Origin of the sequence: Streptomyces sp. NPDC016845, from assembly GCF_044332585.1 — a bacterium.
GTDB lineage: Bacteria > Actinomycetota > Actinomycetes > Streptomycetales > Streptomycetaceae > Streptomyces.
In genome coordinates this window covers 1,191,560-1,206,673 of the sequence record NZ_JBIRPI010000001.1, presented here as the reverse complement: position 1 = coordinate 1,206,673, position 15,114 = coordinate 1,191,560, and the positions used below count along the sequence as shown (strand labels likewise).

The following is a 15,114-nucleotide window of genomic DNA, read 5'->3' as shown; positions in this document are numbered from 1 at the left end:
GAGGAAGCGAACCCGGGCGACGGCCGCGGGGACGGGGGCGAGAACAGCGAACAGTTGTCAGACGCACCATCAGTCGGCGTGTGCGATCCCGCATTTCGGGGCTGGGCCGGATGGCGCACCGGCCCAGGACCGCGGAGCCGCGCCGCCACGCCCGGAAGGGGATGAGCCGATGTCCGACACAGATCCCGACGAGGCGGCGGAGCGGCCCCGGGGGCGTGCGCCGTGGGGCGTCCTCGCGCTGGTGCTGCTCGCCGGTCTCGCGCTGATCCGCAACGGCTCGGGCGAGACCGACGCCGGGCCGCCGCAGCCCGCGTCGGCCGCCGCCGCGGACGCGCGCACCCCGGCGCGGCCCACGTCGACGGCCGCGGAGCCGCTGCCGTTCTCGCCCGCCGAGCGCGTACGGGTCCCGGCGATACAGGTCGACGCGCCGATCACGCAGGTCGGGCTCGACGCGGACGGATGGGTGGACGCGCCGCCGCCCGAGGATCCCAACCTGGCGGGCTGGTTCACCGGAGCGGTCTCCCCCGGCGAGAACGGCACCTCCGTCGTCGTCGGACACGTCGACAACCTCCAGGGGCCAGCCGTTTTCTACGGGCTCGGCTCGCTGAAGAAGGGCAACCACGTCGAGGTCGGGCGCGAGGACGGCAGGACCGCCGTCTTCGAGGTCTACGGGATCGAGGTCTTCGACAAGGCGCACTTCCCCGGCCGGAAGGTCTACGGTCCCACGGGCGCACCGGAGTTGCGGATCATCACCTGCGGCGGCGGCTATTCCAGGCAGCACGGTTACGACGGCAATGTCGTGGTCTTCGCCCGCCTGGCGTCCGTACGCTGACCCCGGTGAACCCCGGGCGGATCCGGAGGGCGCCCCGCCGCTTCCCTCACCTGGGGTTTCCGTTAGCCTCTGCGCGTGACCGATCAGCAGCCACATCAGTTCGAGCGCGGCACCGACGGGCCCAAGGTGATCGTGGTCGGGGTCGACGGCTCCGACTCCTCCTTCCGCGCCGCCGCCTACGCCGGAGGGCTGGCCCGGCGCCAGCGTGCGCTGCTCGCCGTCGTCTACGTGCAGCCCGTCCTCGCGGGCGGCGCCGCGCTCGGCGTCCCCGTCGCCGAGACGACCGACGAGATCGCCGAGAGCCTCATCGCGGAGATCCGCGAGGCCACGGAGCGGGTGAAGGACATATACGACGTGCGCTGGGAGTTCCACACCTTCCGCGGCGACCCGTTCAACGGCCTGGTCACCGCCGCGGACGACCTCAAGGCCGACGCGGTCGTGGTGGGCGCCTCCGAGCAGGCCGGCCACCGCATCGTCGGTTCGGTCGCGGTGCGTCTGGTGAAGGCCGGGCGCTGGCCCGTCACGGTCGTGCCGTAAGGGGCCAGGGCCGGGGGCGCGCGTCGTCTTCCGTCACCGCCGCCGCGGGTGCATCATGATCGGCCGTCAGCCGTCACGTCCGCGAAGAGGTGAGCTCATGGCCGTTCCCCCACGCCCGCGCATGGGACAGGGCGTGCTGCGCCGCAAACCCATCGAACTGATCGATGACACCGAGGGCGGGGCGGGCGGCGCCTCGCAGCTCACCCGCACGCTCGGCCTGTGGCAGCTCACCGCGATCGGCGTCGGCGGCATCATCGGCGCGGGCATCTTCACGCTCGCGGGCACCGTCGCCAACGGCACGGCGGGACCCGCCGTCCTGATCTCCTTCCTCATCGCGGGCGTCGCGAGCGCCGCGGCCGCCCTCTCCTACGCCGAATTCGCCGGGCTCATCCCGAAGGCCGGGTCCGCCTACACGTACGGCTACGCGGTCCTCGGAGAGCTCGCGGGCTGGTTCATCGGCTGGGACCTGCTCCTGGAGTACACGGCGATCGTCGCGGTCGTCGCCATCGGCATCTCGGGATACTTCAGCTTCCTGCTCGGTGAGATGGGCCTGGACCTGCCGCACTGGATGCTGGGCGCGCCCGGCACCGGCGACGGCCACAAGGTCGACCTCTTCGCCGCCGTGCTGTGCCTGCTCATCGCCTACCTGCTCACCCTCGGCATCCGCAACGCGGCCCGCTTCGAGACGGTCGTCGTCGTCCTCAAGGTGCTCGTGGTGCTGCTGGTCATCGGGGTGGGCGTCTTCCACATCAACACCGGCAACTACACGCCGTTCTTCCCGTTCGGGGTGAGCGGCGCGTTCACGGGTGCGGCCACCGTCTTCTTCGCGGTCTTCGGCTACGACGCCATGTCGACGGCGGCGGAGGAGTCCAAGGACGCGCAGCGCCACATGCCGAAGGCGATCCTCTACTCGCTCGCCGTCTCGATGGTGCTGTACGTGCTCGCCTGCCTGGTCCTGACCGGCATGCAGAACTACAAGGACATCGACCCGGAGAGCGGGTTCTCGACGGCGTTCAAGGCGGCCGGGCTGAGCGGGCTCGCGGACGTGATCGCGGTGGGCGCCATCATCGGCATCCTCACCGTCATGTTCACCTTCATGCTGGGTGTGACACGTGTCTGGTTCTCCATGTCCCGGGACGGGCTGCTGCCGAAGTGGTTCGCCAAGACACACCCGACGCGGCACGTGCCCACACGTGTGACGTGGATCGTCGGCTTCGCGTCCGCCGCCATCGCCGGGTTCCTGCCGATCGGCGAGGCGGCCGAACTCACCAACATCGGCATCCTGTTGGCGTTCGTCGTGGTGTGCGTCGCGGTGATCGTCCTTCGCTACCGCCAGCCGGAGCTGCCGCGCACGTTCCGCACACCGGGCATGCCGGTCGTGCCCGCGGTGGGGGTCGTCTTCTCGATCTGGCTGATCACGTTCCTGCAGTGGCAGACGTGGGTGCGGTTCGCCGTGTGGTTCCTGATCGGCCTGGTGATCTACTTCGGGTACTCGTACAAGAGGTCGGAGCTGGCGCGCGGCACCGAGCCGGCCGACAAGCCCTAACCGGTCAGGGTCGTCTTCGGGCGGACCACGCAGAACTCGTTGCCCTCCGGGTCGGCCAGTACGGTCCACGACTCCTCGCCGCTCTGGCCGACGTCCGCCCGTCGGGCGCCGAGGGCGAGGAGGCGTGCGATCTCGGCGTCCCGGTCCTCGGCGGCGGACGTCAGGTCGAGGTGGAGCCGGTTCTTGACGGTCTTGCGGTCGGTGACCGGCATGAAGCAGATGCCGACCGGCGCGTGCGCGTCCGGGCCGATCACGACCTCCCGCTCCCGCTCGGACAGGATCCGCCAGCGCAGGGCCGCCGCCCAGAACCGGGCCAGAGCGGGGAGGTCGTGGGCGTCGATGACGATGTGGTGCAGGGCTAGGGGCATGCGGGTCAGTGTGCCCGCGGAGCCCGGGGTGCGGCGGCTGCTTTCCGTCGTCAGGGTTACTGCACTACTTCCCCATCGTCAGGCCGTCCTGGGCGGCGCCCCGGCCGAGGACGACGCGGCGGATCCTGTCCCGCAGGACCCTCACGTCACGGCCGGCTCCCCGGGCCAGTGCGTGGTTCAGGTTCACGACGCGGTCGGTGCGCAGGTCGAACCGCATGGGGACGAACTCGGCCCTCGTCACCGGCCAGCGGCCGCCCGGCCGCGCGGGGCGGGTGAAGGTGAAGCGGCCGATCGTGCCCAGGTTGCCCCGGACGTCCACGGCGCCGGCGGGGTTGAACATCTCACCCGCGATCTGGTCGCCCATGCCGTAGACGATCCAGACCCCGTTGACCTTCTCGTACGCCTGCGGGACGTGGGCGTGGGTGCCGAGGATCAGGTCGATGTCGGGGCGGCCCCGCGTGCGGGACGCGGTGAGTTCCCTGCCGAGGGTCAGCTGCTGCTCGTTCGGCTCGTCCTGCCACTCGGTGCCCCAGTGCAGCGACACCACGACGATGTCGGCGCCCGCCCGCCTCGCGGCGCGGGCGTCGGCGACGATCCGCCCGCGGTCGATCAGGTTGACCGTCCAGGGGCGGCCGGGCGGCGGCGCGTAGCCGTTCGTGTCGTAGGTGTACGCGAGTTGGGCGACCTCGGCGCCGCCCGCGTGCAGCCGCGCCGGGCCGCGTCCCTCGGCCGCCGTACGGCCCGAGCCCGCATGGGTGATCCCGGCGCGGTCTAGGGCGCCCAGGGTGCGGTCGACACCGGCGCCGCCTGCGTCGAGGGTGTGGTTCGAGGCGGTGGAGCAGGAGTCGTAGCCGGTGGCGCGCAGACCCGCGGCGACCTGCGGCGGGGACTTGAACGCCGGGTAGCCGCTGTAGTCGCCGTGTGCTCCGTACACCGTCTCCATGTGGCAGATCGCCAGGTCGGCCGGGGCGACGACCGATCTGGCGCCCGCGAGCATCGGGCGGAAGTCGTAGCCGTGGCCGCCCGCGTCCGCGCGGGCCCGTTCGATGATCGAGCTGTGCGGCAGGACGTCGCCGGACGCGGCCAGGGTGAGGCCCTCGTGGGGTGCCGCGGGGGCAGCGCCCGGGGTGCGGGCCGGGGCGGACCGCGGGGCGGCACACGCGGCGCAGGCGGCGCCGAGGGCGAGCAGCGCGGCCAGGCAGGCCCCGGCCGTCCTGCGCGTACTCCGTGAACTCGGCGTCGTCGGTGGCATGGAGCGTCTCCCTGTACGTATGCACGTATGCATGTGTACACATATGGATATACGTACATAGGGCGGGCGCAAGTACCCATACCGGGTGCCTCCCCGAACGGGTGGCGCCGCGCTGCGCCACCCGGCCCGTTCACCGCACCGTTCGTCGACGGCATCGACCGCCTGCCGCAGAGCCGCGCGTGCCCCCTGGGCGCGACCGGCGCCCTGCGTTGGCATACGCGCATGACGACGGCGCTCACGACATCCACGACCCCTGAGGAGGACCTCGCCCAGGTCCAGCGGGAGCACGGCGGGCCGCTGTTCTCGTTCCTGCTGCGGCTGTGCGACGGGGACCGCCAGCGCGCGGAGGACCTGGTCCAGGAGACGTACGTACGGGCCTGGCAGCATCCGGAGGCGCTCGACTCCCGGTACGAGTCGGTACGGCCCTGGCTCTTCACGGTGGGGCGGCGGCTCGCCATCGACGCCCGCCGCGCCCGGCTCGCCCGGCCCGCCGAGGTGGGCGACGCCGTCCTCGACAGCGCGCGGGTCTGCGCCGACCACGCCGAGCGATCCGCCGCCGCGCTCGACGTGCGCGAGGCGGTGGCGACGCTCAGCCCCGAGCACCGGGCCGTGCTCCTCGAGGTCTACTTCAAGGGCGCCAGTGTGGCGGAGGCCGCAGGAGCGCTCGGCATCCCCCCGGGTACCGTGAAGTCCCGCGCGTACTACGCGTTGCGCGCGCTGCGCAGGGTGCTTCCGGGATACGCGCCTGACCTGCGGTGAAACTGTGGGTCAGGTCAAGTATCGGTAAAGCGCCTTGCCCGGCGCGGTGTTTCCTCGGTTGAGTAATCCGCTGTCCTCCCCGGCGAGTTGGACGAGTTGCACGGGTGGGGCCCGGGGGCCGGCGAAGCGCACGGACCGGAGGAAGGCAGGAAAGGATGTTGCACGAGAGCCAGGGCGGTGCCTCGGGCGCCGACGGCGGGGAACTCGTCGTTCCCATGGCGTGGTTGTACGCCGAGTACATCGCGGACGAACTGTTGCGTACCGGGGATCTGATGCCCCCCACGTCCTTCGAGTTCCGGGCCGGGCGCGACGCGCTCGCCCTGACGATCTTCCTGTCCGACTCGGACGACGAGCTGTCCGGGATCCGGGTGGTGTCGCAACTGGAGACGTGGTCGTCGCTGACGGCGTACGACCAGCCGTGGCAGGAGTGGGTACGGGAGCGGTTCGCGGAGCGGGCCGCGATCCCGTCGGCGGATCTGGAGCTGGCCGCCGCCGCGTGGCGGTGGCTGGAGGAGACGGAGCTTCTCGCTCCCGACCTCGACGCCGTGCCGGTGCCGGACGAGGAGGACGGGCCGAAGGTGTGGACTCCGGCGTGGCAACTGGGTCTGCCGCTCGGGCACTTGGCCATCCATCTGTTCTGACGCCGAGCGCCTCAGGGCGCGTAGACGCCCGCCCGGTACTTCGGGATGCGGATCGTGATCTTCGTGCCCGCGCCGACGCCCGTCTCGATCACCAGGCCGTACGCGTCGCCGAACACCTGCCGCAGGCGTTCGTCGACGTTCGAGAGGCCGATGCCGTGCGAGGCGCCGCCCTCGCCGCGCAGGACCGCCCGCAGCTCGTCGGGGTCCATGCCGACGCCGTCGTCCTCGATGACGACCTCCGCCTCGGCACCCGCGTCCTTCGCCCCGATCGTGATGCGGCTGTTCGACACGGCGCCCTCCAGGCCGTGCTTCACCGCGTTCTCGACGAGCGGTTGCAGGCACAGGAACGGGAGCGTGACCGGGAGGACCTCCGGGGCTATCTGGAGGGTCACGGAGAGGCGGTCGCCGAAGCGGGCGCGGACCAGGGCCAGGTACTGGTCGATGGAGTGGAGCTCGTCGGCGAGCGTCGTGAACTCGCCGTGGCGGCGGAACGAGTACCGGGTGAAGTCGGCGAACTCCAGGAGCAGTTCGCGGGCGCGCTCCGGGTCCGTACGGACGAACGAGGCGATCGCCGCCAGGGAGTTGAAGATGAAGTGCGGGGAGATCTGGGCCCGCAGCGCCTTGATCTCGGCCTCGATGAGGCGGGTGCGGGAGCGGTCCAGTTCGGCGAGTTCCAGCTGGACCGAGACCCAGCGGGCCACCTCGTCCGTGGCCCGCGCGAGCACGGCGGATTCGCGGGGCGCGTAGGCGACGACCGCTCCCAGGACGCGGCCGTCCGCCACGACCGGGGCCGCGACCGCCCAGCGCAGGGTGCAGTCGAGGTCGTCGCAGCCGCAGTCGAACGCGACGGAGCGGCCTCCGGCCAGGACCGGGGCGATGTGCGGCATGACGTGTGCCGTGTGCGGGTGCTGGGCCGCGCCGTCCCAGGCCAGGACCGTCGAGCGGTTGGTGAGCGCCAGGGCGTCCGTGCCGAGCAGCGTGCGCAGGCTGCGGGCGGATTTGCGGGCGGTGTCCTCCGTCAGGCCCGCGCGCAGGGCCGGGGCGGCCAGGGAGGCGGTGTGCAGGGTCTCGAAGGTGGCGCGTTCCACCGGGGTTCCTACGTCGCTGCGGCCGGCGGGGTGGGCGGTTCGTCTGCCGACGAGGAAGCCCGCTGCCAGGAGGGCCGGGCAGAGGGCCAGGAGGGTTGCCGTGACGGTGCCGGTCACTGGGCGTGGCCTTCCGTCGAGGGGGGGGCGGTTGTTTCGCGGGTACGGGTCGGCTGTGGTTGCTCGCGCCGTTCCCCGCGCCCCTTCAGGGCGCCACTCGTCGAGGGGGGTTCGGTTGTTTCGCGGGTGCGGGAAGGTTGTGGTTGCTCGCGCCGTTCCCCGCGCGCCTTCAGGGCGCCACTCGTCGAGGGGGGGTCGGTTGTTTCGCGGGTGCGGGTTGGCTGTGGTTGCTCGCGCCGGTCCTCGCGCGCCTTCAGGGCGCCCGGTCTCAGGGTCTCCGGGAGGTGGAGGCGGGTCATTGTGGCCGTGGTGTGGGGTGGGATCGTGTGCGGGGTCGCCAGGGAGACCAGGATCATGGTCAGGAAGCCGACCGGGACCGACCAGAGGGCCGGCCAGGCCAGGAGGGTGTGGAGCCAGCCGTTCGTGGCCGCGCCCGCCACCGTCGAGGTCACCGCCACGAACGCCGAGCCGCCGCCCAGGAACAAGCCCGCCAACGCGCCCGGAGGGGTGAGGCGGCGCCACCATATGCCCAGGATGAGGAGGGGGCAGAAGGAGGACGCCGAGACCGCGAACGCCATGCCCACCGCATCCGCCACCGGAACCCCGTCCACCAGCAGCGCTCCCGCCAGCGGCACCGCCATCGCCAGCGCCACCGCCAGACGGAAGTGGCGTACCCCGCGCCTCGGCAGCACGTCCTGGCTGACCACCCCGGCCACCGCCATCGTCAGGCCGGACGCCGTCGACAGGAACGCCGCGAACGCGCCGCCCGCCACCAGCGCGCCCAGCAGCTCCCCCGCCACGCCGTCCACCACCAGACCCGGCAGCAGCAGCACCGTCGCGTCCGCGTCATGAGTGGCGGCCAGGCCGGGCACGTACAGGCGGCCCAGCCAGCCGTACAGCGGGGGGAGCAGGTAGAACGCGCCTATCAGCGCCAGAACCACCACCGTCGTACGGCGCGCCGCGCGGCCGTTCGGGCTCGTGTAGAAGCGGACCACGACGTGCGGCAGGCCCATCGTGCCGAGGAACGTCGCGACGATCAGCCCGTACGTGGCGTAGAGCGGGTGGTCGGCGCGGCTGGTGGCCAGGGGCCGGCCCGCGCCGACGCCCGCCGAGGGCAGGTCGGCCGGGACCACGTCGCCCGGCGGGCCACCGCTCCCCCGCCAGGCCAGGAGCAGGAAGAACGCCGGGACGAGGAGCGCCGTCAGCTTCAGCCAGTACTGGAACGCCTGCACGAAGGTGATGGAGCGCATGCCGCCCGCCGCCACCGCGAGCACGACCACCGCGGCGACCAGCGCGCCCCCGAACCAGCGCGGCGCCCCCGTGAGGATCTGCAGGGTCAGGCCCGCGCCCTGCAGCTGCGGCACCAGGTACAGCCAGCCCGCGCCGACGACGAACACGCTGACCACGCGCCGCACCTGCCGCGACTCCAGCCGGCCCTCGGCGAAGTCGGGCAGCGTGTACGCGCCCGAGCGGCGCAGCGGGGCCGCGACGAAGACCAGGAGGACGAGGTAGCCCGCCGTGTAGCCGACCGGGTACCAGAGCATGTCGGGGCCGTGGACGAGGAGCAGGCCCGCGATGCCCAGGAAGGACGCCGCCGAGAGGTACTCGCCGCTGATCGCCGCCGCGTTGAGGCGTGGCCGGACAGTGCGCGAGGCCACGTAGAAGTCGGAGGTGGTGCGGGAGATGCGCAGGCCGAAGCCGCCGATGAGGACGGTGGCGAGGACGACGACGGCCACCGCGGGGATCGCGTACGCCTCGTTCACGGCGCTCCGCCGTCGCGGCCGCGGACCAGGTCGGCGAAGTCGCGTTCGTTGCGCTCGGCGCGGCGCACGTACCACCACGCGATGAGGGTGAGGAAGGGGTAACAGCCGACGCCCAGGACGAGCCACTCCACCGCTGTGTTGCGCAGGGCGCCGAAGAAGAGGGGCAGGACCGCCACCGGGAGCGCCAGGACCGCGAACGCCGCCGTCGCCGCGCGGAGCTGGCTGCGCATCAACGAGCGTACGTAGGCCGCGCCGAGCGGTGTCTGTTCGTCGATCTCGCCCTGGGTGCGCAGCCCTGGCGGACCGGTCGCGCCGTGCACGGTGCGCGGCTCGCCGGTCACCACCTGCCGCCGTGGTTCGGACACGGGCGGAGTGTAGGCGGGCGCGGGGTGGTGAAGGAAGAGGCGGTGAAGGGAAGGGGTGCGCAGGTCAGCCGGTGGCCCGGCGCATCAGCAGCTCCCGTACGCGGCTGGCGTGGCGGCGGCTCACGGCGATCTCGGCGGCGCCGACGAGGACGGTCATGGAGCCGCCGTCGAGGCGGAGTTCGGCGATGCGGTGCAGGGAGACGAGGTGGCTGCGGTGGACGCGGACGAAGCCGAGCGGCTGCCAGCGCTCCTCCAGGGTGGTCAGCGGGATACGGACCAGGTGGCTCGCGCCGTCCGTGGTGTGCAGGCGGGCGTAGTCGCCCTGCGCCTCGGCGTACGTGATGTCGGAGACGGCCACGAGGCGGGTCACGCCGCCGAGTTCGACGGGGATGCGGTCGGGGACGGTCGCCGGGGGCGGGGCGCTGGCCGCCCGTTCGGCGACGCGGCGGACGGCTTCGGCGAGCCGCTCCCGGCGGACCGGCTTGAGGAGATAGTCGACGGCCTTGAGGTCGAAGGCCTGGACGGCGAAGTCCTCGTGGGCGGTGACGAAGACGACGAGCGGCGGGCGGGCGAAACCGGCGAGCAGGCGGGCCACGTCGAGCCCGGTCAGGCCCGCCATCTGGATGTCGAGGAAGAGGACGTCGACCGCGTCGTCGCCGCCGGGGCCCTCCTCCAGCGCGCGGCCGATGCGGCGCAGCGCCTCGGTGGCGTCGGTGGCGCCCTCGGCGGTGCGCACGCGCGGGTCGGCGCGCAGAAGGTAGAGGAGTTCGGCGAGGGCGGGCTCCTCGTCGTCGACGGCCAGTACGCGCAGCATGCGGCGGAGTGTAACCGGGCGGTCGCTTGAGTGATTCGGGTGCCGGGTGCGTACCGGTGGGCGAGAGCGGGAGGAACGCATGAGGTCCCTGGAACGGCATCGTGACGCCGGCGCCTACGCGCTGGGGGTCCTGGACGCGGCGGACCGGTTCCGCTTCGAGGACCACCTCGCCGAGTGCGGGGTGTGCGCGGCGCGCCTGCGTGAACTCGGGCCCGCCGCCGATGTCCTCGACGTGTATGCGCGGGCGACGCCGCGCTGTGTGGAGCTGTTCGCCCGCCCCGCTCCGACGCTGGTGGAGCAGGCCGTGGACCGCCTTGCCACGCTGCATCGCAGGATGCGGCGACGGCTGTGGAGTGCGGCCGTGGCGGCGGCGGTGCTGCTCGGAGCGGCGGGCCAGGGCGCGGCGATCCTCTCCGGGGGTTCTGGTGACGGTCCGGCGCCGCTGACCCTGCACGGCCGTGACCGCGCGACCGGGGTGGCGGCGACCCTCACCGCCGACGAACGCGGCTGGGGCACGCAGGTCGCCCTCGACATCCGCGACCCGGACGGCCCCCGGGTCTGCGAACTGGTGGCGGTGGCCAGGAACGGCTCCGAACAGACGGTGGCGAGCTGGACGGTGCACAGCGGTGACCGGGTGAAGGTGCGGGGCGGCGCGGCGGACCGGCCCGCCGAGATCCGCAGGTTCGAGGTACGAGCCGTCGAGGGTGGCCGGTTGCTGACGTTGCCGGTGGGCGGCTGACGCGGCGCCGGCCGGTTGCCGAACCCGCCGGTGACCGCCGGCTGACGCGTCGCCCGCCGTCGCCGGGTCCGGGTCCGTAGCCGCCCTACTTCAGCAGCCTCGACATCCGGCGGTCGGCGAGGGGCTTGCCGCCCGTCTGGCACGTCGGGCAGTACTGGAGGGAGCTGTCGCTGAAGCTGACCTCGCGGATCGTGTCGCCGCAGACGGGGCAGGGTTCGCCGGTGCGGCCGTGGACGCGCAGGCCCGTCTTCTTCTCCGCCTTGAGGCGGCCCGCCGCTACGCCCCGCGAGCGTTCCACGGCGTCCTTGAGGGTGGTGCGCAGCGCCTCGTAGAGGGTGTGGATGTCGTCGGGCTTCAGGGTCGCCGTCTGTTTGAAGGGGGACATGCGGGCCACGTGCAGGATCTCGTCGCTGTAGGCGTTGCCGACGCCCGCGATCAGGCTCTGGTCGCGCAGGGCGCCCTTGATCTGGCGGCGCTCGCCGTCGAGGAGCTTCGCGAAGGCGGCCTCGTCGAAGTCGTCGGCGAGCGGGTCGGGGCCGAGGCGGGCGACGCCCGGTACGTCGCCGGGGTCCGCGACGACGTAGACGGCCAGGCCCTTCTTCGTGCCGGCCTCCGTGAGGTCGAAGCCCTCCCCCGTCTCCAGCGCGACGCGCAGCGCCAGCGGTCCCTTGCCCGGTCTGGGCGGGTCGTCGGGCAGCCGGTCGCGCCAGTGCAGCCAGCCCGCGCGGGCCAGATGGGTGACGAGGTGGAGGCCGCCGGTGTCGATGTCGAGGAACTTGCCGTGCCGGGCCACGGAGGTCACGGTGCGGCGTTCGAGGGCCATGGGCGGAGGGTCGTACGTCTTCAGGACGTTGATGGCGACCGGCAGGACGCGGGTGATCTCGCGCCCCACCAGATGCTCGGTGAGGAAGTCCGTCAACGCTTCGACCTCGGGCAATTCCGGCATACGTACAAGAATGCCACGGCACATACCGGCGGGCCCGGCCGGAGTGACCGACCGGGCCCGCCTGCCGCCGGAGGGAGGCGTCAGTGGCGCGGGCCGTGGCCCGGGCCGGACTTGCCGTCGCGCGGCATGCCCTTGCGGTCGGTCGACTCGGGGGTGTCGTACTCGATCCGCTCCTTGCGGACGGTGCCGGTGACCTCGTCGGTCTCGGTGACCTTCTCGGTCTCCAGGCGGACCCGCTCGACCGGGACGGTCTCCTTGCTGACGACGGCCCGCTCCTCGTGGAGCGTCACCTCGGCCTCGGCCTCGCCGATGTCGGCCCGCCTGACGTCACCCTCGCGGATCGGCTCACGTACGACGCGAACCTCCTCGTGGGAGACCGGCACGGACGTGCTGACGTTCTCCGTCTCGACGACCTTGCGCAGATGGGCCTGGCCCACCTCGTGCTCCTCGGTGCCGACACGGAGCCGCTCCTCGGAGCGGATCATCTCGTCCTTGCCGTCCGTCCCTGCGCCGGAGCGCATGGCGGGCTCACGATGCCCGGCGCCCGCACCGGCGGCGGCGTGGCGGCCGTGGGGCTCGTCGCCCCGCGTGCCCGCGCCCATGCCCGCGGCGGTACCGGTGGCGGCGGCGTCGCCCCGCATACCGGTGCGCCCGGTGTCACCCTTGGCGGCGGACGGCGACGAGAGGCCGTAGTGGCGGTACAGCTCCTGCTTCTCGTCCTGGTCGAGGTGCTGGTCGGCATCGACGCGGGGCGCGTCCTTGACCGCCTCCTTGGTGTACGCCACCCTCAGCTGGTCCTCCGCGCGGCTGGCGCCCGCCAGCGGCACGAAACTCTCCTTCATGCCGAAGAGGCCGGTCTTCACCGTCACCCAGTCGGCGCGGCCCGTGGCGTCGTCGAGATAGACCCGCTCAACGCTGCCGATCTTCTCTCCCGTGCGGTCGTACGCCGTGAGTCCCACGAGGGCATCGGGGGTGTTGAAGGTCTCGCCCTGCGTCATGCGTGATCACTCCCTCCGGGAACATGGGGGCGAACGGAGGTCGCCGCTTCGACCATGTGCCTCGGTTCCATGGCGCGGCCTCGTCCGCGCCCGTGCAACGCGGGGCTTCACAGCGGGTGACCGAACGGAGCAGCGAGACGGGCTCTCCCGGTGCGGCAGAGCGGATGTGGCCCCGCTCACGGGCAATACCGTCAATTAGGCCATACGGGTGACACGCGCGCGGGTACGACGAACTCGCACCACACACACTTGCCGCCGCCGCGCGCCTCCACGCCCCACACGTCGGCGAGCCGGTCGACGAGGAACAGCCCGCGCCCGGACACGCCCGCGTCACCGGCGTCGCGGCGGCGGGGCAGGGCGCTGGAGGTGTCCTCGACGTCGACGCGGAGCCTGCGTTCGGCGCCGGTGAGCACGCGCAGGGTGACGACGGCCGGGCCCTCGGTGTGCATGAGGGCGTTGGTGACGAGTTCGTCGGCGACGAGCTCGATCTCGTCGGCGCTGTCCCGGGCGCCCCAGGCGCGGACGGCGGCGCGGATCATGTGCCGGGCCGCGCGCAGCGCCTCCGGATCGCCGGGCGGCACGTGCTCGGTGAGGCGGCTGCCGCTGAGCGGGGTGGACTCCTCGCGGCGGCGCAGAAGGAGCAGGGCCACGTCGTCCTCGCCGCCGCCCTCGGCGACGGCGGAGCACAGCCGGTCGGCGAGCTGGTCGACGTCGGCGGGCCCGGCGGCGATGAGCGCGGTCAGGGCGTCGAGGCCGTCGTCGAGGTCGGCGCCGGGCTGTTCGACGAGGCCGTCGGTGCACAGCAGCAAGGTCTGTCCCGGGTCGAGTTCGGCGGTGGTCACCGGGTAGGCGAGACGGCCGAACTCGGCGGACAGACCGAGCGGCAGACCGCCGTCGACGGGCAGTCTGCGGCAGGAGCCGTCGGCCAGGCGGAGCAGCGGGTCGAGGTGTCCGGCGCGCACGATCTGGACGACGCCGGTCGACAGGTCGGCCTCGGCGTACAGGCAGGTCGCGAAGCGCGCGGTGTCGAGTTCGCGCAGGAAGACGGAGGCGCGGGCCATGACGGTGGCGGGCGTGTGGCCCTCTGCGGCATAGGCACGCAGCACGATGCGCAGCTGGCCCATGACGGCGGCGGCGTGCGTGTCGTGGCCCTGGACGTCGCCGATGACGGCGCCGACGCGGCCGCCGGGCAGCGGGATGACGTCGTACCAGTCGCCGCCGATGTCGCGGCCGAGGGCGTGGCCGGAGGCGGCGCGGTAGCGCACGGCGATGTCGGCTCCGGGCACGGCCGGGATGGTGCGCGGCAGCATCGCCTGCTGGAGGTGGTGGGCGAGGTCCTTCTCCTGCTCGTAGAACATGGCGCGCTGCAGGCTCTGCGCGATGGTGCTGCCGAGGGCGACGAGCACGTTGCGTTCGGACTGCGTGAAGCCCTGGCGGTCGTGGTAGAGCAGGCCGACGGCGCCGATGGGGCGGGCCTGCGCGATGAGCGGCAGGTAGGCGGCCGAGCGGATATGGAGGTGCGTGATGTGCGGCCACAGGATCGGGAAGGACGCGGCGAAGTCCTCGGGCGACTCGATGAAGCGCGGCTTGAGGGTGCGCACGACCTCGCCCATCGGGTACGGGTCGTCGACGCGGGTGACGTGCGTGCCGGGCACGAAGCTGCCCGCGGGCCCCTCGGCGACGAGGTGGATGCGGCCCGCGCGGACCAGGCCCATGACGAAGCTGGTCGCGCCGAGGTGCTCCACGCCGTGCGTCTCGCGCAGCACGTCGATCACCTCGGTGACGGTGCGGGCGTGGGCCAGGGCGGCGGTGGTGGACTGCACGACGCTGGTCTCGCGGCGTCGCAGCGCCTCGCGGGCCGCGCGTTCGCGCTGCACGGTGGCGTCGTTCAGCTCGTCGGTGGCGTCGCGCACGATGCCGACGATGCGGCGCGGGCGTCCGCTGTCGTCGCGGCGGATGTACCCGCGCGTGTGGGTCCAGCGCAGCTCCCCCGCGCGCGTGCGGATGCGGAAGTACGCGCCGTAGTTCTCCTCGCCGCTCTTGAGCGCCTGGGAGACGAGCGCGTCGAGGCGGCCGCCCTCGCCGGGCGGGACGCGCATCTGGAGGGTCTCGGGCCGGTCGTCGTATTCGTCGGCCCGGATGTCGAAGACGTCGTGCGCGTTGGAGTCCATGTGCATGAGGCCGGAGTCCAGGTCCCACTCGAAGCCGCCCATGCGCAGCCCGCGCCCGTATGCCTCGAGAAATCCGCGCGCGTGCTCCTCCGGCCCCTCCCCGGACTCCTCGCCGTCCCCGTCACCCGCGTCCATGGAGCCCACGCTAGGCCGGGCCCCCGGGCCCCGCATGCGGGAC

The 15,114-nt window shown here is 72.8% G+C and carries 15 protein-coding genes; 6 read left to right on the top strand and 9 right to left on the bottom strand.

From position 1 onward, the window contains the following. Positions 1-169 precede the first annotated feature (169 nt). The 3 genes from ACH4RC_RS05050 (at position 170) to ACH4RC_RS05040 (ending at position 2,915) form a co-directional block, all read left to right on the top strand. Positions 170-832: a class F sortase gene (locus tag ACH4RC_RS05050; protein WP_398195223.1), complete on the top strand. Its 663-nt coding sequence runs from the start codon at positions 170-172 to the stop codon at positions 830-832. A 75-nt stretch (positions 833-907) separates the two neighbouring features. Next, positions 908-1,369: a universal stress protein gene (locus ACH4RC_RS05045; RefSeq protein WP_398195221.1), complete on the top strand. Its 462-nt coding sequence runs from the start codon at positions 908-910 to the stop codon at positions 1,367-1,369. A 97-nt stretch (positions 1,370-1,466) separates the two neighbouring features. Next, positions 1,467-2,915 (top strand): amino acid permease, encoded by a 1,449-nt coding sequence (locus tag ACH4RC_RS05040; RefSeq protein WP_398195218.1) that lies wholly within the window; start codon positions 1,467-1,469, stop codon positions 2,913-2,915. Here the strand turns inward: ACH4RC_RS05040 and ACH4RC_RS05035 are convergent. Beyond that, complete coding sequence (locus ACH4RC_RS05035) at positions 2,912-3,283, bottom strand: VOC family protein (protein WP_398195215.1); 372 nt, start codon at positions 3,281-3,283, stop codon at positions 2,912-2,914. The genes ACH4RC_RS05040 and ACH4RC_RS05035 overlap by 4 nt on opposite strands. A 64-nt stretch (positions 3,284-3,347) precedes the next feature. Beyond that, a complete protein-coding gene (locus ACH4RC_RS05030; RefSeq protein WP_398195213.1) occupies positions 3,348-4,535 on the bottom strand; it encodes a CapA family protein in 1,188 nt (395 codons plus the stop codon). 222 nt (positions 4,536-4,757) lie between these two features. Here ACH4RC_RS05030 and ACH4RC_RS05025 point away from each other — a divergent pair, with 222 nt between their 5' ends. Together ACH4RC_RS05025 and ACH4RC_RS05020 are read left to right on the top strand one after the other, a co-directional pair. Continuing rightward, on the top strand, positions 4,758-5,294 hold the full coding sequence (locus ACH4RC_RS05025) for a sigma-70 family RNA polymerase sigma factor (RefSeq protein ID WP_398195210.1): 537 nt from the start codon (positions 4,758-4,760) through the stop codon (positions 5,292-5,294). A 155-nt stretch (positions 5,295-5,449) separates the two neighbouring features. After that, a complete protein-coding gene (locus ACH4RC_RS05020) occupies positions 5,450-5,935 on the top strand; it encodes a hypothetical protein (protein ID WP_398195208.1) in 486 nt (161 codons plus the stop codon). Positions 5,936-5,946: 11 nt separating this feature from the next. Here the strand turns inward: ACH4RC_RS05020 and ACH4RC_RS05015 are convergent, their stop codons facing one another. The 4 genes from ACH4RC_RS05015 to ACH4RC_RS05000 all read right to left on the bottom strand — a co-directional run bounded on the left by ACH4RC_RS05015 (position 5,947) and on the right by ACH4RC_RS05000 (position 10,082). Beyond that, on the bottom strand, positions 5,947-7,140 hold the full coding sequence (locus ACH4RC_RS05015) for a sensor histidine kinase (RefSeq protein WP_398195205.1): 1,194 nt from the start codon (positions 7,138-7,140) through the stop codon (positions 5,947-5,949). After that, positions 7,137-8,903, bottom strand: coding sequence for a cation acetate symporter (locus ACH4RC_RS05010; protein ID WP_398195202.1), 1,767 nt, complete (start codon positions 8,901-8,903; stop codon positions 7,137-7,139). The genes ACH4RC_RS05015 and ACH4RC_RS05010 overlap by 4 nt, the downstream gene beginning before the upstream one ends. After that, positions 8,900-9,268, bottom strand: coding sequence for a hypothetical protein (locus ACH4RC_RS05005; RefSeq protein ID WP_398195199.1), 369 nt, complete (start codon positions 9,266-9,268; stop codon positions 8,900-8,902). Before ACH4RC_RS05005 ends, ACH4RC_RS05010 begins: the two co-directional genes overlap by 4 nt. Positions 9,269-9,332: 64 nt before the next feature. Beyond that, the gene (locus ACH4RC_RS05000; protein ID WP_398195197.1) at positions 9,333-10,082 is read right to left on the bottom strand and encodes a LytR/AlgR family response regulator transcription factor; all 750 of its coding nucleotides are present in this window, start codon (positions 10,080-10,082) and stop codon (positions 9,333-9,335) included. 79 nt (positions 10,083-10,161) lie between these two features. Between ACH4RC_RS05000 and ACH4RC_RS04995 the strand changes: the two genes are divergently transcribed. Continuing rightward, entirely contained in the window at positions 10,162-10,821 is a 660-nt protein-coding gene (locus ACH4RC_RS04995) for a zf-HC2 domain-containing protein (protein WP_398195194.1), read from the top strand. A gap of 85 nt (positions 10,822-10,906) precedes the next feature. Here ACH4RC_RS04995 and ACH4RC_RS04990 read toward each other — a convergent pair whose 3' ends face one another. The 3 genes from ACH4RC_RS04990 to ACH4RC_RS04980 form a co-directional block, all read right to left on the bottom strand. Further along, positions 10,907-11,767 (bottom strand): Fpg/Nei family DNA glycosylase, encoded by an 861-nt coding sequence (locus ACH4RC_RS04990; protein ID WP_398195193.1) that lies wholly within the window; start codon positions 11,765-11,767, stop codon positions 10,907-10,909. Positions 11,768-11,847: 80 nt separating this feature from the next. Next, positions 11,848-12,765, bottom strand: a complete 918-nt coding sequence (locus tag ACH4RC_RS04985) for a DUF2382 domain-containing protein (RefSeq protein WP_398195190.1) — start codon at positions 12,763-12,765, stop codon at positions 11,848-11,850. 191 nt (positions 12,766-12,956) lie between these two features. After that, positions 12,957-15,071: a SpoIIE family protein phosphatase gene (locus ACH4RC_RS04980; protein WP_398195189.1), complete on the bottom strand. Its 2,115-nt coding sequence runs from the start codon at positions 15,069-15,071 to the stop codon at positions 12,957-12,959. Positions 15,072-15,114 lie beyond the last annotated feature (43 nt).

What these genes read in the sequence shown, in the direction of transcription:
- ACH4RC_RS04990 (WP_398195193.1), bottom strand. Translation starts at nt 11,767, where the DNA reads ATGCCGGAATTGCCCGAGGTCGAAGCGTTGACGGACTTCCTCACCGAG.
- ACH4RC_RS05000 (WP_398195197.1), bottom strand. Translation starts at nt 10,082, where the DNA reads ATGCTGCGCGTACTGGCCGTCGACGACGAGGAGCCCGCCCTCGCCGAA.
- ACH4RC_RS05050 (WP_398195223.1), top strand. Translation starts at nt 170, where the DNA reads ATGTCCGACACAGATCCCGACGAGGCGGCGGAGCGGCCCCGGGGGCGT.
- ACH4RC_RS04995 (WP_398195194.1), top strand. Translation starts at nt 10,162, where the DNA reads ATGAGGTCCCTGGAACGGCATCGTGACGCCGGCGCCTACGCGCTGGGG.
- ACH4RC_RS05035 (WP_398195215.1), bottom strand. Translation starts at nt 3,283, where the DNA reads ATGCCCCTAGCCCTGCACCACATCGTCATCGACGCCCACGACCTCCCC.
- ACH4RC_RS04980 (WP_398195189.1), bottom strand. Translation starts at nt 15,071, where the DNA reads ATGGACGCGGGTGACGGGGACGGCGAGGAGTCCGGGGAGGGGCCGGAG.
- ACH4RC_RS05040 (WP_398195218.1), top strand. Translation starts at nt 1,467, where the DNA reads ATGGCCGTTCCCCCACGCCCGCGCATGGGACAGGGCGTGCTGCGCCGC.
- ACH4RC_RS05020 (WP_398195208.1), top strand. Translation starts at nt 5,450, where the DNA reads ATGTTGCACGAGAGCCAGGGCGGTGCCTCGGGCGCCGACGGCGGGGAA.
- ACH4RC_RS04985 (WP_398195190.1), bottom strand. Translation starts at nt 12,765, where the DNA reads ATGACGCAGGGCGAGACCTTCAACACCCCCGATGCCCTCGTGGGACTC.
- ACH4RC_RS05025 (WP_398195210.1), top strand. Translation starts at nt 4,758, where the DNA reads ATGACGACGGCGCTCACGACATCCACGACCCCTGAGGAGGACCTCGCC.
- ACH4RC_RS05030 (WP_398195213.1), bottom strand. Translation starts at nt 4,535, where the DNA reads ATGCCACCGACGACGCCGAGTTCACGGAGTACGCGCAGGACGGCCGGG.